At 66.4% G+C, this 22013-nt stretch carries 18 protein-coding genes and 4 pseudogenes; 12 read left to right on the forward strand and 10 right to left on the reverse strand.

Annotated features, from left to right (window positions below; genetic code table 11):
• Positions 1-33: 33 nt before the first annotated feature.
• Positions 34-240, forward strand: a complete 207-nt coding sequence (locus AC3IYJ_RS40650; protein WP_489403249.1) for a cold-shock protein — start codon at positions 34-36, stop codon at positions 238-240.
• 4 nt (positions 241-244) lie between these two features.
• On the opposite strand, the gene AC3IYJ_RS40655 is transcribed toward AC3IYJ_RS40650, so the two are convergent.
• A complete protein-coding gene (locus AC3IYJ_RS40655; protein WP_489403250.1) occupies positions 245-589 on the reverse strand; it encodes a hypothetical protein in 345 nt (114 codons plus the stop codon).
• 517 nt (positions 590-1106) lie between these two features.
• On the opposite strand from AC3IYJ_RS40655, the gene AC3IYJ_RS40660 reads away from it, so the two are divergent.
• Both AC3IYJ_RS40660 and AC3IYJ_RS40665 read left to right on the forward strand, forming a co-directional pair.
• Positions 1107-1793, forward strand: coding sequence for an ABC transporter ATP-binding protein (locus AC3IYJ_RS40660; protein ID WP_489403251.1), 687 nt, complete (start codon positions 1107-1109; stop codon positions 1791-1793).
• Entirely contained in the window at positions 1790-2581 is a 792-nt protein-coding gene (locus AC3IYJ_RS40665; protein WP_489403252.1) for an ABC transporter permease, read from the forward strand. The genes AC3IYJ_RS40660 and AC3IYJ_RS40665 overlap by 4 nt, the downstream gene beginning before the upstream one ends.
• 50 nt (positions 2582-2631) lie before the next feature.
• Here AC3IYJ_RS40665 and AC3IYJ_RS40670 read toward each other — a convergent pair whose 3' ends face one another.
• Entirely contained in the window at positions 2632-3792 is a 1161-nt protein-coding gene (locus AC3IYJ_RS40670) for an NHL repeat-containing protein (RefSeq protein ID WP_489403253.1), read from the reverse strand.
• Positions 3793-3810: 18 nt separating this feature from the next.
• Positions 3811-4875, reverse strand: coding sequence for a gluconolaconase (locus AC3IYJ_RS40675; RefSeq protein ID WP_489403254.1), 1065 nt, complete (start codon positions 4873-4875; stop codon positions 3811-3813).
• 54 nt (positions 4876-4929) lie between these two features.
• Between AC3IYJ_RS40675 and AC3IYJ_RS40680 the strand changes: the two genes are divergently transcribed.
• Positions 4930-5343, forward strand: a complete 414-nt coding sequence (locus AC3IYJ_RS40680) for a hypothetical protein (protein WP_489403255.1) — start codon at positions 4930-4932, stop codon at positions 5341-5343.
• Between the two features lie 424 nt (positions 5344-5767).
• Here AC3IYJ_RS40680 and AC3IYJ_RS40685 read toward each other — a convergent pair whose 3' ends face one another.
• Both AC3IYJ_RS40685 and AC3IYJ_RS40690 read right to left on the reverse strand, forming a co-directional pair.
• A complete protein-coding gene (locus AC3IYJ_RS40685; RefSeq protein WP_489403256.1) occupies positions 5768-7234 on the reverse strand; it encodes a DUF2079 domain-containing protein in 1467 nt (488 codons plus the stop codon).
• A 463-nt stretch (positions 7235-7697) separates the two neighbouring features.
• A pseudogene (locus tag AC3IYJ_RS40690) lies at positions 7698-7850 on the reverse strand (IS5/IS1182 family transposase); the annotation flags it as partial.
• A 654-nt stretch (positions 7851-8504) separates the two neighbouring features.
• Here AC3IYJ_RS40690 and AC3IYJ_RS40695 point away from each other — a divergent pair.
• Positions 8505-8798 (forward strand): hypothetical protein, encoded by a 294-nt coding sequence (locus tag AC3IYJ_RS40695; RefSeq protein WP_489403257.1) that lies wholly within the window; start codon positions 8505-8507, stop codon positions 8796-8798.
• A 190-nt stretch (positions 8799-8988) separates the two neighbouring features.
• Positions 8989-10032, forward strand: coding sequence for a hypothetical protein (locus tag AC3IYJ_RS40700; protein ID WP_489403258.1), 1044 nt, complete (start codon positions 8989-8991; stop codon positions 10030-10032).
• 84 nt (positions 10033-10116) lie between these two features.
• Here the strand turns inward: AC3IYJ_RS40700 and AC3IYJ_RS40705 are convergent.
• Positions 10117-11096, reverse strand: a pseudogene (locus AC3IYJ_RS40705) (IS5 family transposase).
• 138 nt (positions 11097-11234) lie between these two features.
• Between AC3IYJ_RS40705 and AC3IYJ_RS40710 the strand changes: the two are divergent.
• From AC3IYJ_RS40710 to AC3IYJ_RS40725, 4 genes and pseudogenes are all read left to right on the forward strand, one after another.
• Positions 11235-11435, forward strand: coding sequence for a transposase (locus AC3IYJ_RS40710; protein ID WP_489403259.1), 201 nt, complete (start codon positions 11235-11237; stop codon positions 11433-11435).
• Positions 11436-11645: 210 nt separating this feature from the next.
• Positions 11646-12326, forward strand: a pseudogene (locus tag AC3IYJ_RS40715) (hypothetical protein); the annotation flags it as partial.
• Positions 12327-12394: 68 nt separating this feature from the next.
• Positions 12395-13564 (forward strand): hypothetical protein, encoded by a 1170-nt coding sequence (locus tag AC3IYJ_RS40720; protein ID WP_489403260.1) that lies wholly within the window; start codon positions 12395-12397, stop codon positions 13562-13564.
• A gap of 314 nt (positions 13565-13878) precedes the next feature.
• Complete coding sequence (locus tag AC3IYJ_RS40725; protein ID WP_489403353.1) at positions 13879-14649, forward strand: FtsX-like permease family protein; 771 nt, start codon at positions 13879-13881, stop codon at positions 14647-14649.
• A gap of 172 nt (positions 14650-14821) precedes the next feature.
• On the opposite strand, the gene AC3IYJ_RS40730 is transcribed toward AC3IYJ_RS40725, so the two are convergent.
• The gene (locus AC3IYJ_RS40730; protein WP_489403261.1) at positions 14822-16879 is read right to left on the reverse strand and encodes a transglycosylase domain-containing protein; all 2058 of its coding nucleotides are present in this window, start codon (positions 16877-16879) and stop codon (positions 14822-14824) included.
• 263 nt (positions 16880-17142) lie between these two features.
• Between AC3IYJ_RS40730 and AC3IYJ_RS40735 the strand changes: the two genes are divergently transcribed.
• On the forward strand, positions 17143-17748 hold the full coding sequence (locus AC3IYJ_RS40735) for a hypothetical protein (RefSeq protein ID WP_489403262.1): 606 nt from the start codon (positions 17143-17145) through the stop codon (positions 17746-17748).
• Positions 17749-17824: 76 nt separating this feature from the next.
• Here AC3IYJ_RS40735 and AC3IYJ_RS40740 read toward each other — a convergent pair whose 3' ends face one another.
• From AC3IYJ_RS40740 to AC3IYJ_RS40750, 3 genes and pseudogenes are all read right to left on the reverse strand, one after another.
• The gene (locus AC3IYJ_RS40740) at positions 17825-18274 is read right to left on the reverse strand and encodes a TIGR03618 family F420-dependent PPOX class oxidoreductase (RefSeq protein ID WP_489403263.1); all 450 of its coding nucleotides are present in this window, start codon (positions 18272-18274) and stop codon (positions 17825-17827) included.
• 132 nt (positions 18275-18406) lie between these two features.
• Positions 18407-18748, reverse strand: a pseudogene (locus AC3IYJ_RS40745) (peptidylprolyl isomerase); the annotation flags it as partial.
• Positions 18749-18766: 18 nt separating this feature from the next.
• On the reverse strand, positions 18767-19174 hold the full coding sequence (locus AC3IYJ_RS40750; protein ID WP_489403264.1) for a hypothetical protein: 408 nt from the start codon (positions 19172-19174) through the stop codon (positions 18767-18769).
• A 572-nt stretch (positions 19175-19746) separates the two neighbouring features.
• Between AC3IYJ_RS40750 and AC3IYJ_RS40755 the strand changes: the two genes are divergently transcribed.
• Complete coding sequence (locus tag AC3IYJ_RS40755; RefSeq protein WP_489403265.1) at positions 19747-21969, forward strand: DUF6603 domain-containing protein; 2223 nt, start codon at positions 19747-19749, stop codon at positions 21967-21969.
• Positions 21970-22013 lie beyond the last annotated feature (44 nt).

The raw sequence follows: 22013 nt of genomic DNA on the forward strand, positions 1-22013 counted from the left end.
CCGCGTGGATCCCGATGGAGTGGCGGTGGCCCGATGGACAAGCGCTGTACCGGGTTCATCCTGTCCTACAACCGGCAGGCTGGTCACGGTTTCCTCATTCCCCTGGGCCACGAAGAGCCGCTCTACTTCGAACGGGCGGACATCCACGCTGACTGCCAAGGCCTTTCGGTCGACCAGCAGGTCACCTTCGTCTTCGCTCTCGGCAACGGCCGTTTCGTGGCCAAGGACATACGTCCCTGAGGGGTCAGGGGAGCAGCTGCACCAATTCGGAAAGGTCGTCCTGCCGGGCGCACTCGATGTAGGGGTTGGTGCCGCCCTCCTTGCCGCCGCAGATCCAGTCGGCGCTGTCCACCGTCACTGTCAACGGTAGTTGGAACTGGGATTCGAGGGCCTCTCCCATCGTCGACGTCACGCGATGGGCCATGGCACAGGCCTCCTCGCCACGGGAGGTGACAGCAACGACCCCCAGGCCGTGCCATCCCTGCCCGCAGACGAGGTGCTCGACCGGCGCGGCGGAGGCGTGGCCGGTCGGAGCCTGGGCAGTGCAGGCGAAGAGCAGGACGGCGCCGACTCCGAGAGCGGCGGCCACGGGCATGATGGGCGTGGCGGGGACCCCGGTTCTCGTGCGAAGCCCTCGGGCATTCCATCGGCGCGGCTTCCCGCCGGGCCGCGGCGTTGCCGGCGACCGGACCGGCCACCACCTTCCCACGACGATCCGGGGGTGCCCCGCTCCTCGCCCCAGACCTTCCGATGCCTCTGGTGGATCCACTACCGACATGTCGCACGCCCCGTCATCCCGTGAGTCCGAGTCAGCCGAGCCGGTCCAACACCGGCCCACAGGGTTATAGGTCACCGCTTTCACAGGGCCCCTCGCCCCGGCGGCGACTTTTTCTGACTCTCGAGAGGCCGTAGAGCGCCGTTCCAGGAATTCACGAGGGGAACGAGACAGCCTCTGACTTAGAAGCTTTGCAGACAGCGATGGGCAGTGCCTGTCCCTTGCAGGCGCTTTCCCGCGACGGAAGCCTCTGACGCCATGTCACCGGGAACGGAACTCGTCGGTCCGGCTTGCTGCGCGAACCCTGCCGGTGACGGAGGTGGAGAGACTGATGCTGCCCAGCAAGGTGCCAGTGTTCGCACTGGATCAGGTCACGGTGCGGCGCGGCGGCGCCCTGTTGCTCGACACGCTGAGCTGCTCCGTCGGCGGCGGTGTGTGCACCGCCTTGGTCGGGCCGTCAGGCGCGGGCAAGTCCACGGTGCTGCGGCTGCTCAACCGCCTGGAAGAACCCAGCTCGGGGACCGTGCGAGTCCACGGCAGACCGCTCACCGAGGTCGACGCCCCTGTCCTGCGCCGCAGGATTCAGCTGGTCGGTCAGCAGCCGGTGCTGCTCACCGGCCACGTCCTCGACGACCTACGAGTCGGCCGGCCGGATCTGGACGAACGCCAAGCAGCCGTTCTCCTCGCCCGCGTGGGTCTCCGCCCGACGATGATCGACCGCCCCACGGCCGGACTGTCGGGCGGTGAAGCCCAACGCGTCTGCCTGGCCCGGGCCCTCGCCCTCGACCCGGAGGTGCTGCTCCTCGACGAACCCACGTCCGCCCTCGACGCCGTCGGGGTGCGGGCGGTCGAAGAGACCGTACGGGACCTCGTGTCCGCCGGCCTGACCGTCGTGCTGGTCAGTCACAACACGCCGCAGACCCGGCGCGTTGCCGACCAGGTGCTCGTCCTTCGCGATGGACGGCTGGCCGACTCCGGCCCCGTCCAACAGGTCACCTATCTGAAGGAGGGGACATGACCCCCGCCGTCCCCACCTGGGCCGGAGTCACCGCCTCCCTGGCACTGGTCGCCCTCGCAGTGGCCGTGACCCGGCACCAGTGTCTGGACCTGGGCCGGGAGATCGCCATGGCGGCCCTTCGCGCCGGAGTCCAGCTCATCGGTGTCGGTGCCGTCCTGCTGCTGGTCTTCCGCCACATCGGACCAGCTGGAGCCGTTGGCTGGCTCGCCGTGATGGTGCTCATCGCCGGCCGGGTCGCCTCCCACCGCGCCGCAGGCCTTCCCCACGTACTGGCCATCGCCACGGCCGCTGCCGCAGTCGGTACGGCAGCGACACTGGGTCCGCTCCTCGCGTTCGGCGTGATCGGCACCCAGGCGCGCGTGCTCATACCCGTCGGAGGCATGGTCGTCTCGGGCACCATGCAGACCACAGCGCTGGTCCTCATACGCCTGCGGGACGAGGCCCGCACCGCACGCCCCGCCATCGAAGCACGCCTCGCCCTCGGCCTGTCCGCCGGGGACGCCTTCGCACCGCACCTGCGGGGCACCGTGCGCAACGCACTGATCCATATCGTGGACTCGACCAAGACCACCGGTCTGATCGGCCTTCCCGGCGCTCTGACCGGCCTGCTCCTCGCAGGAGTCGCCCCCCTCACCGCGATCCGCTACCAGATCGTCGTGATGTACATGCTGCTCGCTGCGGCAGCCATCGCCGCGCTCACTGCCGCCCGCCTCGCCGAACACGCCCTCTTCGACGAGGCCCACCGTCTGTGTCCCCTGCCCCCCGACCGCGGGCAGGCCGGCGGGTGACCCCGGCCTGCCCGGGAACAGAGTGTGCGGCAGGATCCGAAAGAGACGGCCTAGTAGGCCACGACCTTGCCGACGCCGCCCGGGACCTGGGTGGCACGCTGGTTGATCTGCCACAGCTGGCCTTCACGATTGCTGACGTAGATCCAGCCGTTGACGGTGTCCAGCGCGAGGCCCTCGCACGTCCCGAGACCGGTGGCCACCACGCGCTGGGCGCCGTCCGCGAGGGTGACCTCGTACAGGCGCCCGTTCAGGTGGTCGATGGTGTACGCCCGGCCGGCGCCGTCCAGGGCCACGCGGATGGTGCTCGCTCCGGGGACGTTGGTCAGGACGCGGTACGTGCGGGCGGCCAGGTCGACCTCGTACAGGTGGCCGCCGCCGTCCTTCCGGCCGATGTAGGCCTTGCCCCGTCCGTCCAGCGCCACTCCGCCGATGCCCTGCCCCAGGCCGGCGACGATCGTGCGCTTCTGTCCGCCCGGCAGGTCGACGGCGATCAACTGCCCGTCGAGCCAGCTGGCGACGTAGGCCTTGCCCGCCGCGTCGAGCGCGACGCCGTACGCGCCCGAGACGTCGGCGATCTTGCGGGACGAGCCGTCCGCCAGGTCCACCGCGAGCAGGCGCCCACCGCCGTAGTCGGTGGTGTAGGCCTTGCCCTGGCCGTCCGACTGGACCTCGCCGATGTCGCCCAGGGCGCTCGCGGCCGTGAGCTGCGCGCCGGTGTCCAGCTTCACCGCGGACAGCTTCACGCCACCCCGATCGCCGACGTACGCCGTGTTCAGCGACGGGTCGACCGCGAGGCCCTCGGACGTTCCCAGACCCGTCGTGATGAGGGTGTAGCCCCTCCTGTTGTTGATGAGCTTCGACAGGTCTTCGAGCTTCGGCATGTCTTCGTCGCCGATGCTCACCTTCGGAGGGCCGAACGCCTTCTTGGTCGCCGCGGCCATACCGGACGCGGAACCAGGGTCCTCGGAGACCTGGCGCTGCGCGGCGGCCACGCCCTGGGTGTTCTGGAAGAGCGGGCCCAGGAAGCCCATGACGTCGAACGCCCCGTGCGCGGTCTGGCGCACGAGCCACGGGTCGCGCTCGCTCTCCAGCTTGCGCACGGCCTCCGAGACGTCACCGGCTCCCGGGGTGTCTTTGTTGAGCGCCTCGGCGGACTTGTCGGCGGAACCGGCTTCGTTTCCGCCGTTGTCGAAGATGTTCTTGAAGGACATGGGCTTCCCTCCCGACCCCTAGAGGGGCTGCTTCTGGTTCTGGTAGTCGAGTACTTCCGGCTGGAAAACCCGGTGTTCTCCGGTACGGACAGCGACGATTTCGGCCGTCCCCTTCTGCATGAACCGCTTTCCTTCGTCGGCCAGGTCGAAGTGGCCGGAGTTGAGGGAGGCCTCGCCGAGCTTCCACGCGATGACCCGGGAGTACTTCGGATCGGCGGCCTGCGGCGGAGTCTCCTTGATCGCCACCGGCTCGGGGTAGTACAAGGCGACCCAGCCGCCGAAGGTGACGGGGAATTCATAGTCGAACTGGCGAATCTGACGCCGCGTCGTGGCCATGACGTCAGCCCGGCTGCTGATTTCGAAGCTGACCGACGACTGATGCTTCCATTCGGTGGTCAGTGAACCGCTGACGGAACCGGTGATCCCAAGCAGGAGCTCTCCCCACAACTCCCCGGTGCCGGTGACGGAGCTGGTGGCCGTGCTGTTGCTCGTCGCCTCCGTCTGGGACTCCGTGTTGACGCCCTGGTTGTCCTTGCTGTTGAGCAGGGTGGTCTTCTGGTACTGCTTCATCTCCATGCTCTTCTGGAGCTGCTGCTGGAGCGATGCGATCGACTTCGCCCCGAAGGTGAGCTTGACCTCCCCTTGGAGCGACCAGCTGATCGTGTTCGAGATGGAGAAGTCGACCGTGTCCGTCACCGTTATTTTGATCGGGTCGGTGCCATTGATGTAGGTCTGCTTGGAGATCATGTCGGGAGGGGGCTGCTGAATGTCACTCCGCTCTTCGACAACCGGTACGCCGACATTCATATAGGCGCGCCACCCGCGCTCGTGTGCGGTCATTTCTTCCGTTGGGAAACCGCCGTATCGCACCTTGTTCAGGGAGAACCCGATCGGGTCGATCTGCTTACCCCCTGACTGCGGGGTCCGCTTGAGTACGTTGCGCAACTGGTTCCGCTGCAGTACGCCGGCGGCCTTGGCCGCGATTTCGAGTTCCTCTTGATTCCGTGTGGTCAGCGGATGGCGCATGAATACGTCATTGATGTAGGCCGTTCCCACATCGTTCCTCGCGCTGCTGTTTCCCATGCCCTTCAGACCTCCCTGCGTCGCAGACCGGTGACCCTACGCATCCGGCGGAAGATGATCATCAAGCGGTTCCCGCCACGGGGCGAGAACCGGACAGACCTCGCTGACCAGGTATTTCGCTGCATGCGGACGGGCGCCTCGCCGGATCTTCCCGGCGCGCGCGGGGCGTCGGTCCTTGATCTTGGGGCCAAGATCCACAAGGGCGGTGTCGCGGCTGTCGCCAGAGTCGGCGCGCAAGAATGTCCGGATCTGCGGTCCCGGGCCCGTCGGCGCTGCCGGGCCGGCCTCATCCGGCTCGATCTGACCTCAGTCAAGAGCTCGACGGCCCGACGCGGGTACTTCTGGACACACCGGATCTTGATGAAGACCTCGTCGAGATGTCAGGCGTCACCGGGCTACATGGACTCCGCGACGCCGTTCACGCCGGTCAGCCGCTTGATCTGTGGCTTCGGCTCCGTGGTGCGATGAGGAACGTGGGCACATCGACCGCAAGGTTCGCGCCGAATCTCTCCTGTTCTTGGACTCGGCTGATCGTCGACCTGCATGTTCAATGAGGGTGAACATTGAGCATGGAGCCGACTTCCGACTTCCGACTTCCGACTTCTCTTCGGAACGGAAGGCCGTGACCGTCTCCGGCGGTGCAAGCCCTCGGCCGAGCGCTGCACATTTCGATGAACCAGCTTGATGTGCAAGAAATTTGGCACCTCTGCTTCGCTGGGCAGTCAAGCAGGTGCCGAACCTTCCCAAGGCCTTTTTCCTGGCAATGGCAAGCCGACCCGGTTGGGTGACATGGCAAAGCCTCCGTCGTGGGTGTGGTGATCTCGCTCGTCACATCGACGCCGGGGGCTTCGCGGTTTGTAAGTCACAGTCGACGGGGGACCCCCCCTGGGTTTCACGCGCGGCGCAGCACCGTGTAGCCGCCGGCAGTACCGAGCTCGGTGTATGTGGCGGCTGGGTGGAGCTGGCGGGCGTAGGAGAGGGGATCCCCGGCCCAGCCTGACGTGTTGTCGATGGCGATGTAGTCGGGGTCGATGCCCCGGGTGTCGCCGATCCAGAAGACGCGGCACCGGTTGGTCAGGCGGCTGATGGGGCCGATGTCGGCCTCGACGCCGGCGCCGTCGGGTATCTGCTCCAGGAGCTGCTCGACGGCTCGGGTGCGGCTGTCGACCCGGTGGGTGACAGCGTGGGTCAGGTCGGCCAAGGGCAGGTTGGTGCTCAGTGCGAGGGCCGTGGCCGCGACTGCCGTGGGGAGGTGGGTGGCGTAGGAGTACAGCCAGGCGCGGGAGGTGCGGCGCGTGGTCACGATGGCGTCGACCAGCGCGAGGATGACGATCGGCATCAGCACGGCGTTGTAGTGCCAGTCCAGGCCCCAGTAGTGGTCGTTGTTGGACAGCAAGCGCCAGCCGATCGTGGGCAGGGCGGCAAGCAGCAGTGGGGAGCGCAGCGCGAGCAGTCCGGTGGTCGGCAGCAGGATCCACAGCAGGGTGCGCAGGGCGGTATCCGGCGGAATGGATTGGGCCGCCTGGCCGGTGGTTTCACCGATCTTGTTCCAGTAGTCGTACCCGCGGGCCGTGTTGAAGGCGGGGATCACGAGGGCGACCGTGAGGACAGTTGCGGTGAGGCCAAAGCCGATGGTGGCCAGCGCGTACGGCTTCATACGGGGTTCCGTGCGCCGCGCGCGCAGAAGGACGATCAGTCCGATGGCGGCTACGGTGGCTCCCAGATCTTCCTTGACCAGAACCAGTGGCAGCGCCCAGCACAAGGCGGTGCGGAACCTTTTGCGCAGCAGGGCTTCCAAGGAGAAGGCGAGCAAGGGCATGGCGAAGGCGATCGCGTGGAAGTCGAAGTCGACGGCTCGCTGAACGCCCCAGGCCAGTCCGTAGGCGAGGCCGATGGCAAGTCCTTGGCGACGGCCCAGTAAGTGGGCGGCGACCCGGGTGATGGGGACGGCGGCGACTGCGAAGAGCAGGGCCTGGGCCATCAGGAGGGTGACGGGGGTGGGGAACACGCGGTAGAAGGGCGCGATCACCGCGATGATCGGACTGAAGTGGTCACCGAGGATGTTGGTGCCCGGCCCCTTCAAGTCAACGATCGGTGCCTGCAGGTGGGCGTAACCGCGAATTGCTTGTTCGAAGATGCCCAGGTCCCACGACATGGTGGCCATGCGACGGAAACGGCAGACGGACAGCAAGGCGTAGCCGATGAACAGGGAGCCCGCCAAGTAATAGGGGTCCCGGCGTGAACTGGTCCACGCACTGAGGGCATCCGTCGGGGCACGCTTCGGGTTCTCCTCGATACCGCCGGTCGTACGGCCCGGCCGCGGGTGGGGCGACGTGCGGTGGGTGTCGAGGCTGGACATGTGGGAACTCCTGACGCGGCACGGCGGCCGCCCCGGTTGGGAGGCACTGCTCCAGCCAGACGATGGTTTCCGATCACCAGTTCCTAAATGTGATGAAAGCCTCCCAGATCGGTCGCAGGGAGAGAGGCTCAATTGGTCCATTTCGCCTCCCCGCTTTCGCTGCCTACTGCGGTTTTGGGGTTGCCTTCGTCCGGTGGGAGTCTTCCGCTTGGTCTGCAGCGCGGAAAAGTCTTCGTGCGCCGCGGCAGGCGTGTTGGCGGGTGGGGGAGAGGGCCGGTTCCAGAGGGTGTCTGTTCATCAGGTCGGCGTCCCGGGCCTTGCGCGGCTAGGGTTGTGATCAGTCCGCACCAACATGGGTGTGCGGGTCAGGTCCGGCGCCCAGGCGCTCTGGGGGCAGTCGGACCGAAAACCAGCCCCGGTATTCCGTCGTCGGAAGGCCGGGGCTTTATGTTTTCCGTGCGCATCGGATCTTGTCGTGGCTCCTGTTGTGCCGTCGCTTCCAGCGCTTGAGCCGACGGCCCCGGAAGGGGATTCGGATGTGCGGGCCAGCACCTTGGTACGCCTTGTCCGCCCAGCACTTCACTCCCGAGGTGGCGAGCGCGTCGACGATCCCGTGCCTCGGCCAGGGTCGGTCGAGACCCCGTCTACCAGGAGCTTCGCCGGTACGTACAGCCTTGATCCTGCACAAGCGGACGTCGCTGTCAGGAAGGGGCAAGGGTCCGCGAATTCGCGCGGCCCAAGTTCCTCCCGGGTACTTCGGCTGGAACTGGGACGCCCTGACCGACTGCCGAACCTCCTCAGGCAAGTACCTGTGCCGCCGATGACGCGCACAGGGACCCGGCTGGTCTTCCCGTCGAGCCGGTCGGCCGCCCTGCGCTCGGACAGGGTGCGGCTCCGCGATGCCGGCCTCCGCCGGTGCGTGATGCCAGGCCGAGGACAACGTGCCACCTACGCGGCGGCGGGCGCCGCCGACGCAGTGTGTCGGCGTAGGCCTGACCGAAGTTCAGACACCTTCACCGGACCAACGCGGCAGCGCCACTTTGAGACATCAAGTCGACGAGTGGCGCACCTCGTAGTCAACTCATCCGAAGCGGGCTGTTACACACAGCTACTTCAAGCCGATTCGGACCGCTCACCAACCAACCAATATGAACATATTGGACGATTCCAGGCTTTCAGTGGTGATGGCCTGATATCTACCCCTTCATAGGGGTCGGATGCAACGATTTCGATTCCATATGGCAGTTAAATGGAAGTAAAAGGAATCACCATGCGCACGTCTCTCAAGTTCGTAGTCGTTCCACTCCTTGCGGCCTCCTTGGCCAGCATCTCCTCGGCCGCCGTGGCGGATTCCCAGACCCAGGCTGAGGAGAAGATATTCACGGCCTCTGGATGGACGCAGGCCAAGTCGCTCGAAAAGGCTCGTATGGCCATTCAGGAATTCGAGCAGGCCGGTTCCGTGCAGTGCACCGAGATGTACAGCCGGTCGCGCATGCGCCTGCGCCTGACGGCCAACGTGTGGATCGCCCAGATCAAGGCTTCGTGCGTGGCGGAAGAAAAGTAATGACTGACCCTGCAGGCCTGTGGCGTGGGCGCTGAGTCAAGGGCTTGACCGGGGCGGAGCGGGTTGCGGTGGACGGCGCGTGCGCCCGGGGCTCGCGCACTAGGACCGCTCCCGGTCCAACCCGCTCCGCCCCTGCCCGCATGAGCGAGCTGGTTCCATCTGCAACATTCGATACTGGCCGGAGCGATGAGTGTCTCCTTTCCCTGAAAAATTCAAGCATGGCTCGTGTGCTCAAAAGGTCAGAGCCCGTTCGTTTACGCCAGCCGCTGTCGCGATTGGCGTGCTGCTCACCTTGTTCGCGCCTGGCCAGGGGTACGCGGCAGTGGACAACCCTCCAGAAGACCCTGAAGTGGTGAGTCTTCCCAACGGAGGGAAACTTGTACTCCCCTACAGCAAAATGCCGACATACGCAGGTGTGGATGGGTTTCCGGGTCAGAGTGTCGAGTTGAACGTGCACTGGCGGGACGCTCTGAAGGCCCTCAGTCAGGACCATCCGGTCGAAGTTTCCGATGGGGAAAAAGCCGTCGACGACCCTTCGGCCGGACTCATGGAGGGGATACGGGAGGCCCAAAAATTGAGGGATGCGTTACAGCAACGCGTCCACGAGTTGTTTCCGGCAAAAGAGGAAGATCTGCTTCCTCGGCTTTTCGATATCGAAGTCCGCGATGTGGCGAGTATTCAGCGGGATTGGGTGGACCGTAAGGTTTCCTATCTGTGCTCCCAAGGAGACGCGGCATGTGTTTTCGTTGGAGGGATCACCCAAAGGGCCCCACTCATCAATGCGTCCGGGTTCATCTCGGGCCCCGCAACATTCACAAAGACAATCACTTCCACCACGACGTCTTCCAAAACCAAGCATAAAGGGTGGAGTCTGGGAGGGGCTGTGAATGTCGGCATCTCGGCTTCCCCTCCTGGCGTAAACGCCGCGGGGCTGTCGTTCGAGTATTCGAACAGCGTGTCGGATTATGCTTCTTACGCCAAGACCACAAGTGTGACAATTTCTCGCGAAATACCGGGCGGGTGGTGGGGGTATGAGCAGGTCAGGAAATCCGCCGGGGAGTACACGGGGTTCTTCCTGATCAGCGCGAAGAGCACTGCGACCAAAGAGGCAGCCAGCCTTGACCCTGGAGACAATCCGCTGGTCCTGGCAATCCCGGCAAAAGTAACCGTAAAAGCGAGTGGTGATGTTTCTCCGGTCGTCATGACGATGGTGCGACTGAAGGACGAGAACTGATCTCCTACGGAATGTGGGAGGTCGGTGGCGGAGGCTGCGGCGTCGCCGGAGTTCAGGTGGGCTAGGGCCTGTGTGATGTCGTGATCAGTTGGCGGCTTTGAGGAGGTCGTCGATCCAGATCATGGCGGCGCGGAGGTGGAGGCCGGCGAGGTAGCTGTCTGGGGTTTTGTCGTAGCGGGTGGCGATCCCTCGCCAGGCTTTCAGCTTGTTGATCAGGCGTTCGACGGTGTTCCGTTCCTTGTAGAGGTCGGCGTCGTGGACGATGGGCCGGCCGCCCCGGCAGCCCTTCTTCTTGCGGTTGGCGGCCTGGTCTCGTTTCTCCGGGATGACGGCCTTGATTCCGCGTTTGCGCAGGTAGGCGCGATTGCCACGGGACGAGTACGCCTTGTCCGCGGCGACCGCACCAGGTGTCGTGCGGGGGCGGCCGACCGGCAGGCGGACTCTGACCTTCGCGAGTACGGGGACGAACTGCGGACTGTCCCCGGCCTGCCCGGCGGTCAGGACCAGCGCGAGCGGACGGCACCTGCGGTCCGCGGCGAGATGAATCTTGCTGGTGAGGCCGCCGCGGGACCTGCCGAGCAGGGCTTCCTTCAGTCGGAGCCTGTGTCTGCGCCGGATGCGTCGGCGTTCGTCCTGTCCGTTCTGTTCCTCCGTGCTGCCCCCTTTTGCCGGGCTGTCTCCTGCTCCTGCACGGCGTCTTCCAGGGCCTTCATGAGGTGCTTGCTGACGCGGAGCCCTGCGGCGTCGTGGTGGGCGCGGACCGTGGTGGAGTCCACGCTGACCAGCGACAAGTCCGTCCTGCCCACCCGGGCACCCTCGGCGATCAGGCCTTCCAGCAGGGCCGTGAACACCCCGGCGTCCCGCCACACGCGAAAGCGCCCGTAGACAGTGGCCCAGGGGCCGAACTCGGCAGGCATCTCCCGCCACTGCCCACTGGAACGGAACCGCCAGATCACACCCTCGAACTGCTCCCGCAACCGCTCCGGATACGGCCCGTACCTACCGATCGGCAGATACGGCTCGATGAACTTCCACTGGGCATGGGTGAGTTGCCTACGCGTCACAACCCCAGTCCTACCTGATTCCACCCCTCAAACAGGCCAGAACCCAGCAGTTGATCACGACATCACACAGGCCCTAGGGCGTGTCGTCAAAGTGCCGTCGTCGCCCGAGGGGCGGCCCCGCGGCCTGGGTGAGGGTCGGTGACGCCCGAGGCCCTGCGTACCTGGATTCGGCAGGCCGAGGCGGACGCCGACGAGCGTGATGACCGGCCCACCACCGCCGAGCGCGAGGAGCTCGCGGCCCTGCGCAAGGAGAACGCCCAGCTCAAGCGGGCGAACGAGATCCTGCGGACCGCCTCGGCTCTTTTCGCCGCACGGCTCGACCCGACCCGGCACAGGTGACGGCGCTCTTCACCGAGCACCCGCACCTGGAGGTCGAGCCCACCCTCCGGGAACTGCACATCGCCTCCTCCACCTACTACCGCTGGCGCCAAGCGGAGAAGGGGCCCTGCGAACAGCGGCGGCAGGACGCGGAGCTGACCGAGCAGATTACCCGGATCCACACCGAATCCGGCGGCATCTACGGCTCCCCACGCGTCCCACGCCGTCCTCAAACGCGAGGGCGTCCACTTCGGCCGCAAGCGCGTCGAGCGAGTGATGCGCGAGGCCGATCTCGCGGGCGTCAGCCCCCGCCGCACGGGCTTCACGCGCCGGGGCCCGAAAGGCCACCCTGGCCCCGGACCTGGTCGAGCGCGACTTCACCGCCCCCGCGCCGCACCGGTTTGGGTCACCGACCTGACGATGATCTCGACCGGAGGGGCCGCAGTGGCTCTCCGCGATCCGCGACACGTTCTCCCACCGGGTGGTGGCCTGGGAGACCTCCGCCCGCGCGGACGCCGAGCTGGTCCTTTCCTTGCTGGGGTACGCGCTGGCCAGCCGGGCGTCCATGGGCTCAGTCGGCGAGAGTCGCGCCAACCGAGCGACGGCCGAACAAGCGAATCTGAACATCCGTCGCCCTGTCCTGACCAGCTGATCAGCACATCCCGCACACCGGGGGAGCCTCAGCGCGGGATGCCCACCGGCGGGAACCACAAGTCGCACTGGGCCAGCTCGCCGGGCCGACTTCGTCCGGGCCGCTCGCGGATCGGGTACCGCCAGGTCGGAGCCGCGGTCGGACCCCGTGGGGATACCGCGGATGACGAGGCGCTTGAGCGATTCGCGGGCGATGTGGAGGCGTTCCAGAGAAAGTTCGGCTTGGTGGGCGAGGGGAGGAAGGCGAGGCATGACATATGACCACTGTCATCCACTCGATTGTCCGGCCTTCACCCATAGGTGGGCCGCGCACAGAAGGAGTAGTCCCCATGACATCAGGGGCTGAAGCAAACGCGATCGATTATTCGAGGGTAGGCCGGCCGGTGATCAGGACGCCGCTACAGGGTGGTGTTCTAGGTGGGCAGCCTGATTTCACCGGTACGGTAAGTTCTCCGGTGCCTCCCAATACGACCATTCACGCGGTCGAAGGGACCACAGTGATCGCTGACGGTATCCGGATCGATCCAGTGACCACGGACTGGATCTTCGACCGGCAACCGTGGGGGGTTCCTTGGCCTTCGGGCGAGCACACGGTGACCGTGACCGCGCGGTGCGGGGAGGCCGTCTCGGAGCCGGTGACGGTCACGTTCACCGTTGATGCGGGCTCGGTGAACGTGACGCCTGGCGGGCCGCCGAGTGTGAAGCTGGTGAGCGGCGGCGCAACGGGCTATCCGGGCGTGCACATGCAGAACAACGGACATGGCGCGGTTCTCCCGCAAGACGTCACGGTGGTACTGCCGACGGGCAAGCGCCTGCGGTTCGTGCCCGAGGCAGGTCCTGACTACCAGCTGACCGTCATGGCGGATGGGAAGACGAAGTACTACATCGGGGTCTTGTCACCGGATAGGCAGACTCTTACCTTCCCGAAGGTTGATCTGGCCCCTCCGGCTGCGGGTGCGACCTCGGTGGCGTGGGTGGCGGTGACGGCCGGCAACGATGCTCCCCCCGGCGACACTGCGCTGGCCTTCACGATCGGCCGTCAGACGTCGGATTCCACTCCCGTCGTTGTCGCAGACGGCGCGTTCTCGGTAAAAACCGGTGGGCCGCCTGATGTGCACCTGGTGGCTGGCGGCATGCCCGGCTATCCGGGAGTGCACCTGCGCAACGAGGGAGGGGAACCGGCCGCGCTGCAAGATGTCATGGTGCTGCTACCCAGGGGCAAACACCTGAGCTTCGTGCCTCAGGACGGAGTCCAGTACGAGCTGACGGTGATGGGCGACAACGGTGCCAGGTACCACCACATCGGGCTGATATCCAGCGATAAACAGAGCCTTTCATTCCGTCGGGTCAACGTTGCCCTGTCCCGCAGAGGTTCAACGTCAATAGCATGGCTGGCAGTGCAGGCAGACGCCGATGCGGTCATGGCGGACACGGTCCTGGAATTCTCCGTAGGAAACCATCGGATGGTATCGAACCGCATCCACATCACGTCGAATTGACCCGGTTCTAGAAAACTGCCCCAGAGTAAATCCGGATATTCTGCGCTGGATCATGACACAGCATCAGGCATGATGCTGTCCGGTTTCATGAGGGGAACTCCTGGCAGGGCGGCGGCTGTCTGCACCGGCCTCTCTGCCAGGAGTCCCGTGCGCCATCCGCTCCCCATGCGTGGGGTCCGTGTGAGGCGCCCCGAAATTTCCGGACACCGACCCGATAGGGTTGCTGCGAACTGGAAACGAGGAAGTGCAAGTGGCGCCAGCGAAGCCGGGAAATCGCGCTGTTGCGGGCAATCGGTGCGTCGCGCCGGCAGGTGGTGCGGTCCGTGCTCATCGAGGCGGCCCTGCTGGGGTTCGCCTCGTCCAGCACAGGCTTCCTCCTCGGCATCGGCGTCGCGGTGGCCCTACGACCGCTCCTGAATGCCTCCGGCGCGGACCTGCCCGCCGGCGGGCTCGTCGTCAGCCCCACCACAGTCATGGCGGCCCTGATCACCGGTGTCCTGGTGACCGTGCTGGCCGCCTGGCCGCCGTCCCGCAAGGCCGCAAAGATCGCCCCGGTCGAGGCGCTGAATTCCATTGACGCGGCCCCTGCTCCGCGGAGTCTGCTGATCCGTAACGCTCTCGGCGCAGCCGTCACTGCTCTCGGCGCCGCCATGCGCAATCCGCGCCGGACCGCTGCCACGGCCTCGGCCCTGATGATCGGTGTCACTCTGATCACCGGTATGACGGTGGTGGGGCATTCGACGCAGATCGGCATGGACAAGATGGCGATCAAGGATCTGCGTGCGGACTACAAGGTCACAAACTCCCAGAATCTCGGCCTCCCCGTCGGCATGACGGAAGAGATCGCCGCCGCGCGGTGTGGAGGCGGCCGTACCCATCCGTATGGCCGGCTTCGAGGCAGGCGACAGCGTCCTCGGCATCGCTGCGACGGACCTCAGCACACTCGACACGGTCACCAGCCTCAGGTTCACCCAGGGTTCGGCCGACGAACTGCGACCCGGCGCCATAGCAGTGTCCCGGACCATGGCGCGGAAGGCCGACAACCAGGTCGTCGGCAATGCGCTGGGCACAGCCGACACCGTTGACCCGCACCTCGAACCGCTCAGGAACAGCGAGGTGCTGGTCAAGTCCGACGGCAGCAAATTCTGGAGGCAATCGGCGCCCAGTAGGACCGCCAGGACGGGCCCTGCCACGTTGCCGGTCCGGGGCCGGTCCAGGGCAGTCATCCGAAGGAGCCGACGGCCTACTACCGGACCATCACGGCTGTTCCTGGACGCCATCCGTCGGGTACGGCGGGGCGGGTTCCACCACCTCGTGGTATGCCTTCCAGATCAGGGGAGGGAGGGTGCTGCCCCGCTCGGTGTCGGGGCCGCCCACGCCCTGCATGGGCAGCAGCTGCGTGACGTCGGGCTTCGTGCGGAACATCGTGACCGAGGTGCTCAGTTCCGGCGTCGTGCCGATGAACCAGGCGGAGTTCATGCGGTCGTTGGGACCGGTCTTGCCCGCCCAGGACGGGACGTAGGTCCGCTGGTCCTTCGGAGGTCCGACCGCGGCCCACCCCACGTGGCGCAGCGCCGCGCCCACGATCGCGGCCGTGTCGGGGCTCATGGCCTGCCGCGGTTTGGGCCGGCTGAGGCTGTACACCGCTGTGCCGTGCCGGTCGACCTTGGTCACCGAGTAGGGCTCGGTGGCCTGGCCCTTGTTGATGAAGGTCGCGTAGGCGCTGGCCAGCCGCACCGCGCTGGGGGTGGAGGTGCCGATGGAGAAGGTCGGCTCCAGCTTGGCCATGCTCTCCTCGCGCAGTCCCGACGCGACCGCGAGGTCCTTGACCTTCTCCAGCCCGATCTTCTTGCCGGCTTCCACGAACGGTATGTGCTCGGATTCCACCAGGGCCGAGCGCAGGTGCGCGGATGCCGTGGGCGTCACCGACGCCCTGGGTTTCACGGGCTCCGGGCCAGGGGTCGCGGCCGGGGGCTTCATGCCTTCGAACTCCTGCTCCAGAGCGGCGGCGTAGACGAAGGGCTTGAATGCCGAGGCCGCGGGCACGCCGGAGGTGTCCGCGTTGTTGGTGAAGTGCTCGATCGCGTCGGAGCCGCCGTACACCGCGACGATCGCACCGTCCTCGGGGCGGATCGAGGCGGCGCCGACCTGCACGTACTCGTCCTCCACACGCTTCTTCGGGTCCAGCCGGTCCGCGCGCACCTGCTCGACGGCCTTGGTCAGCGCGGACTCCTTGTCCTTCTCGAAGGTGGTGTGGACGCTGTAGCCGCCACGGGCCAGGTCCTTGTCCGTGATCCCGCTGCGGCTCTTGAGGTACTTGTTGGCGATATCGACGAGGTAGCCGGTCTGCCCGGCCTGGCTGGTCGGCTTGACGGGAGGTTTCGGCTCGGGGAAGTCCGTGTACTTGGCGCGTTCCTCGGCGCTCATCGAACCCGTCTTGACCTGACGGTCCAGAATCCAGCTCCAGCGGTCCTCGGCGCGCTGATGGTTGCCGGCGCTGAGGGACGGGTCGAAGCTCTCCGCGCCCTTGAGGACAGCGGCCAGCAGGGCGCCCTGACTGGGGTTCAGCTCCTTGGCGGGGATGCCGTAGTACGCGTACGAGGCCGCCTGCACGCCGTACGAGTCGCGGCCGAACCAGGAGGTGTTGAGGTACCCCTCGAGGATCTCGGTCTTGGTCCGCTGGTTGCTGATCTTCAGGGAGAGGAAGAGCTCCTTGATCTTTCGCTGGGCGGTCTGGTCCTGGCTCAGATAGGTGTTCTTCACGTACTGCTGGGTGAGCGTCGAGCCGCCCTGGGTCTCCTTGCCCTTGACGATGTTGACGGCGGCGCGGCCGATGCCCGTCACCGAGACGCCGGAGTCGCTGTAGAAGTCCTCGTTCTCCGCGGCGATGACAGCGTGCTGGACGGAATCGGGCACCTGGGAGAGCTTCACGTCCTGCCGGTTCACATCGCCCACGCTCACCAGCCGGCTGCCGTCCGCCCAGTAGTACACGGTGGCCTGCCGGCGAGCGGAGTCGTGCGGATCCGGGATCTCCACCTGTGTGTAGACGGCTACGAAGAGGCCGGCGAGGGCGCCGACGAAGAGCAGGAACAGCCCGGAGACCAGCTTCCAGGAGGGCATCCAGCGCCGCCAGCCCCGGCGGCCGCGCCTGGGCAGGTCGATGCGGAGGCGACGGGCCTTCCGGCCGGCGTTCTCGCGGCTCCTCGCCCGGCCCGTAGGGCGCCGCGTGCGCTCCGGGCCCTCCGTCCGCTCCGGGCCTCCGGTCTTGTCCGTACCACCGGTGCGGTCCACGCGGCGTTTTCGGGGCAGCCTCATAGGGGGTGCGGGCCTCCTTGATCGCGAGCCGTCACGTCGGGGGCGGTGACGGACTCGGCAAGGAGGATGATCAAATTGCCTTCCTGGTTGGGTCGTTCGCGAAATATTCACGCGCAGCACAGGACGCAGGGCGTGCACAGCGGGCTCCTGGTCGGAGTCGGCCTTCGACCCGGCTGCTCCGTGATGATGCGAGGCGGACCGTGCCGTGCGCGTGGCGATTCGGCACGGGCCACCTGTCCGAACAAGCCGGAGGAGTTCCGCCCATGCACGATCCCGCGTCGTTCACCGACGATGAGAACTGGTCCGGCGGGTTCTACGAACTGGCCATCGAGATCGGTGACAGGAGCGACGAGCTGCTCCAGCTCGGGCTCTGCGCCCTGTGGCGGGCCGCTGCCATCGACGGCTGCTACGGCAGACGCGATCGCGAGCCCGGCGAGCAGGATGAGGCTGCCTGCACCGTGTCCTCACTGGCCGAGTTCGGTCATCTGCAGGGGACCGTCACGCTCCCGAGCGGCCACCGGGTCGTCTGCGGCTGCCTGGCCATCCGCGACGACGACGGCACGGACTGGCTCGAGTTCTACCTGCCCGTCGGTGCCTTGTCGCGTGTCGACGCGAAGCTCGGCGGGTTCCCGTTCGGTCAGGACGGCGGAGCGGAATCCCTCGACTGGCGGCACACCCTCGACAACTGGCTCGCCGCCATCGGGGCGGACATCTTTCAGGAGGTTCCGTTCCGGCTCGGCCTGATCGGCTTCGAGCTCTCCGGCGAAACCTGCGCCGAGCAGCTCAACGGCCGCGCCCCCGAGGAGCGCTGGGACGGGTACCTCCTGCCTGCCGGCGGACGACTCAGGTTCGACCCCGCCAACCGATGACACCGGATCCATCGCGATGGTGACACGTCGCCTGTCCGGCCGCCGGAGCGGGCCTTCGCCCGGACGGGTGCGCCGGTCAGGGAGCGGGGACGGGGCCGCCGGGCCGGAATCGCTCCACCCCTACGATGTGCCGCACCTTGACCGGGCGCACGATCACGGAGACCCGCTGCTCTCCCGGCATGATCCACTCGTAGCGCTCCGTGCCGAGGTACTTGCGGGCCAGCCGGTCCATCCGGTCGTGCGCCTCCTCGCCCTGGATGAAGCGGGCCACCACACCACTGATCTGCACTCGGTCGAAGGGATCGGTGGCGTCCGCGTGCGAGAGATAGACGCGGGGGTCGAGGCGAAGGTTCTCCTCCTTCACCCGACCCACCGAGGTGGTGAACGTCAGCTCCCCCTCTCCCTCCAGATCCACCCACATGGGGCTGACCTGCGGTGCTCCGTCGGCGAACACGGTGCCGACGTACCAGATGTTGGGGGCTCGCAGCCGGGCGCGGACAGCATCGTCGAATGTCGCAGCAGTCATCCTGCGAAGCTACCAACCACGCACGTCCGGACGGCTGAAACGGAAATACTCAACCCTGCCAAGCCTCGCGCTCATGCGCCCCGCCGGCACAGCAGCTACCCGGGCAGACTCTTGCTCAGCCGGATGCGTCGGCTACCTGGCAGCGCTGCCGGCGCGGGTACCGAAGGTCACGTCCTGGACGGTGACCTTCTTCCTGGGGGCGCCGTCGCGGTAGCCGTTGGCGTTGTCCGTACCGGCCCGTGCGACGTTCTCCAGGATGTCCATGCCGCTGGTGATCCTGCCGAAGACGGTGTAGCCGGGGCGCAGCTGCGAGTCGCCGTAGACCATGAAGAACTGGCTTCCGTTGGTGCCCGGGCCGGCGTTGGCCATGGCCAGGGTGCCCTTGGTGTAGGTGGCGTACGAGTTCCCCGGTGCGGTCGAGATCATGGAAGTCCAATCGCAGATGGGCGCCCGCTCGCGGACGTCATGGGGCGGGCTGCTTCAGCCGCTTCGTCAGCTGCTGAAGCAGCCCGCCGCTCGCTCATCAGCGGCGTCCCTTCGGGTGGGTGGCCGGGTGGTCGGTCGGGCTGTCGGCCGGCGGAACGAGGCGATCACCCGAGGGGGTTCCTGGTCCACGCCTGTCAACGGAATCCGCCAGAAATTACCGTTCGTTGAAAGGCCGGCGTACGCGGTAGTCGGAGTTGTTGCGGTCCCGCTGAGCACCCCCAGCCTTTCCAGATTGTCGCCGATACCGGAAACTGCTTCGCTCATCTGCAACTGCGGGTCGCGCAGATTTACCTGACAGACCTTCCCGCCTTCGACGACGATGTACCCCACATCGTCCACGACAACGATTTCCGGAATACCGCGATCGAAGCCGAGTAAATGCTTCGAAGCAAGGGCGGAATTCTCCGCATCCACGGGATTGCAGGACCGCCCGCAAAATTATCCGCATCATCCGAAGACATGTCATCAACCTCTTCATGAGAGACAGCGCCCGTCGGACAGAGACAGATCCATCCACACGGCCAGCGCTGTCGTACCTGCCGACGCCGCTTGTAGGTCGCCATCGCCCGACCCCCTCGGTTTCCAAACCGACTCCTGAATCTCGCCGAGGGCCGGTCGCTCAACGGCGGCCTCCGTGGACGCCGCGACGGGCGGCCCTGCTCGAACAGCACGCGGCAGATCGGCGTGCGGTCCGGCCGCGGACAGGGCCCGGCCCACCAGGCGTGCTCGGCGCACAAATGAGGCTCGTGGCCGAGAGGGGCAACGCGCCAGCGGCGACATAGGACGCCCACAGACTCAACATTCCAGCCATTGGTCCCCAAAACCGATGGCCGCTGTCGCCCACCACGTGCAGCACTGCCCGCGGGATTGTATCGGCGCTTCACGGAAGAGGTGGCTCGGTGGGGAGACGGTGGATCACTTCCTGACCGTCCAGGAGAGGAAGCGAAGCGGCCTGATTCCGGGCCCTGATGTTTGGGAGAGACAAAGTGGCAGGGAAAGACATGACAACGAATTCGGCCGGAGACGCTGGACGAGCGGACGGGGGATCCGGTGGCCAGTTCGGGGTCACCTGGCTGGACGTCGGGAAGAAGATCGGACCCCTGACGGTCGATCGAATCGGGTTGTCCTTCGAGTCCCCTGACGACGTTTGGCTCTGGATCGACGCCGGGATGTCGGCGGCAGGCCTGACCCTTGACGTAGAAGGCCTGGGACTGGGCGTCTCACTCTCCAACCTCTCTCCCGAGTTGGCGCTGCGGGGCCTCGGCGTGGACTTCAACCGTCCTCCCGTCCGCCTCGCGGGTGCCTTCGCGTACTTCCCGAAGGCTGACGCGAATTACCAGTGGCACTTCGAGGGAGCCGCGGTTCTGGCGACTCCGGCTGTGAGCGCCGAGGCGATGGGCCTCTACGGAAAGATCGCTCAGCCACCGAACCTCACCACGATGTTCGCGTTCCTCAAGGTGATGGGCAAGGACGGCAAGGGTCTGGGTCCGCCGCAGCTCCAAATCACCGGGTTCTCGGCCGGATTCGGCTACAACAGTGCTTTGAGGATGCCGTCTGCCGAAGACGTGTGGACCTTCCCCTTCATGCAGGACATCAAAGACCCGGATTCGCAGCAGAGCCCTCTCCAGGCCCTGGAGGCGCTCACCTCCGGTTCCAACCCCTGGGTGAAGCCGCAGGACGAGACCTACTGGGGTTCGATCGGCCTGACGGCGAATTCCTGCAGGCTGGTCGACATCAGCGCGGCGGCGGTCCTGGAATTCGGTCCGGAGCAGTGGGCACTTGGCCTGCTGGGACTGGCCGGCGCCAAGTTCCCCCCGGAGGGACCGGAGACGTTCGCCCGTGTCGAACTGCAGCTGGCCGCGGAATACTCCTCAGCCACGGGTCTCCTGGCGATCGGCGCCTCGCTGACGAAGAACTCCTTCCTCATCGACCCCGGCTGCCGCCTCACCGGTGGCATGGCCTTCTACCTGTGGCTGGCCGGCCAGCATCACGGTGACTTCGTGTTCACCCTGGGCGGCTACGGGCCCCATGCCAACGAGATGCCTGCCCACTACCCCAAGGACATCCAGCCCATCGGCTACGCCTGGTCCGTTTCAAGCGCGGTCCAGGCGAGCGGCGGGGCCTACTGCGTACTCCGCCCGTCGATGTTCATCATCGGCGGGGCGCTCTCCGTCGATGTGCGCGGTGACTTCGGACCGGCCTCGGTTCACGCATGGCTCAAAGCCACTTTCGACACGAAGATCGAATGGAATCCCTTCCATTTCTACCTGACCATCAGTCTCTCGGTCGGTTTCCGGGTGAAGGTGTGGATCTTCTCCGCTTCCGGGGAGGTCAACGTATCCCTGGGCCTGTGGGGACCTGCGTTCGGCGGCAGCGCCACCGTGAGCCTGCCCCTCGGCGCGCACATCTCCATTCCCTTCGGCGCCGACAGGCAGAGCGCGCCGCCTCGGCCGGCGGACTGGAAGTCCTTCGCCGATCAGCATCTGCCGAAGGAAGCGTCCAGCCGCATGCAGCTCACCGCCCTGGGCGGCGTCGAGCCTCGGCAGGGTGGTCAGACCAGGGGCGTGGACGATTCGTGGATCGTCGGCTCCCACGGATTCTCCTTCGGGTTCACCACCCCCGTCCCGCTCACCAAGATCACGGTCAATACGACCGACCTGGTCAACAATGGGGCAGCGCTCAACATCCGGCCCATGGGCAAGACGGGGCTGACGTCCCACGCGACGATCACCGTGCGGGACACCACCGCACACGGGCCTCTTGACCTGAGCCGATGGAATGTGGCGCCCCAATTTGCCAACACCCCGAAGGCGCTGTGGGGCCCGGCCTTCAACTCCGGCGCCGAATCCGGGGACGCCGGTGTCCTGAACACCCCGGTGGGGGCGCTTCTCACGGTTCCCGTGCCCAGCCAGCCGGCGGGTTACGGCCCGTACGCGGCGAAGAACCTCAGGGAGTCCGCTCCTCTCGCGGGGCGCATGCCGATCCACGGCAACCCTGCGCCGAGCGGCGCCGTGCCGACGCCCGGAAGCCAGGGGGTCATCGGAAGCATCGCCTCATCAGTCAGTGGTTCTGCCCGAGCCGCCCTCAACAGTCGGCTCGGTTCCGACTACCAGGTTCACGAAGAGGGCGACGGATCGCTGTACGAGAACGAAGTGAGCAGGGGGCTCTTCCTCGACTACCCCATGGCTGTCGGCCCCGAGCCCAACTAGTGCGGGAAATCAGTCATGAGCCATGTCGACATCGCACCCCACTA

This window comes from Streptomyces sp. GL_140 (genome assembly GCF_057834465.1).

Bases quoted from the DNA above. Each gene is read 5' to 3' on its own strand.
- AC3IYJ_RS40650 (WP_489403249.1), top strand. From the start codon at position 34: ATGGACAAGCGCTGTACCGGGTTCATCCTGTCCTACAACCGGCAGGCT.
- AC3IYJ_RS40660 (WP_489403251.1), top strand. From the start codon at position 1,107: ATGCTGCCCAGCAAGGTGCCAGTGTTCGCACTGGATCAGGTCACGGTG.
- AC3IYJ_RS40665 (WP_489403252.1), top strand. From the start codon at position 1,790: ATGACCCCCGCCGTCCCCACCTGGGCCGGAGTCACCGCCTCCCTGGCA.
- AC3IYJ_RS40670 (WP_489403253.1), bottom strand. From the start codon at position 3,792: ATGTCCTTCAAGAACATCTTCGACAACGGCGGAAACGAAGCCGGTTCC.
- AC3IYJ_RS40675 (WP_489403254.1), bottom strand. From the start codon at position 4,875: ATGGGAAACAGCAGCGCGAGGAACGATGTGGGAACGGCCTACATCAAT.
- AC3IYJ_RS40680 (WP_489403255.1), top strand. From the start codon at position 4,930: ATGATCATCAAGCGGTTCCCGCCACGGGGCGAGAACCGGACAGACCTC.
- AC3IYJ_RS40685 (WP_489403256.1), bottom strand. From the start codon at position 7,234: ATGTCCAGCCTCGACACCCACCGCACGTCGCCCCACCCGCGGCCGGGC.
- AC3IYJ_RS40695 (WP_489403257.1), top strand. From the start codon at position 8,505: ATGCGCACGTCTCTCAAGTTCGTAGTCGTTCCACTCCTTGCGGCCTCC.
- AC3IYJ_RS40720 (WP_489403260.1), top strand. From the start codon at position 12,395: ATGACATCAGGGGCTGAAGCAAACGCGATCGATTATTCGAGGGTAGGC.
- AC3IYJ_RS40730 (WP_489403261.1), bottom strand. From the start codon at position 16,879: ATGAGGCTGCCCCGAAAACGCCGCGTGGACCGCACCGGTGGTACGGAC.
- AC3IYJ_RS40735 (WP_489403262.1), top strand. From the start codon at position 17,143: ATGCACGATCCCGCGTCGTTCACCGACGATGAGAACTGGTCCGGCGGG.
- AC3IYJ_RS40740 (WP_489403263.1), bottom strand. From the start codon at position 18,274: ATGACTGCTGCGACATTCGACGATGCTGTCCGCGCCCGGCTGCGAGCC.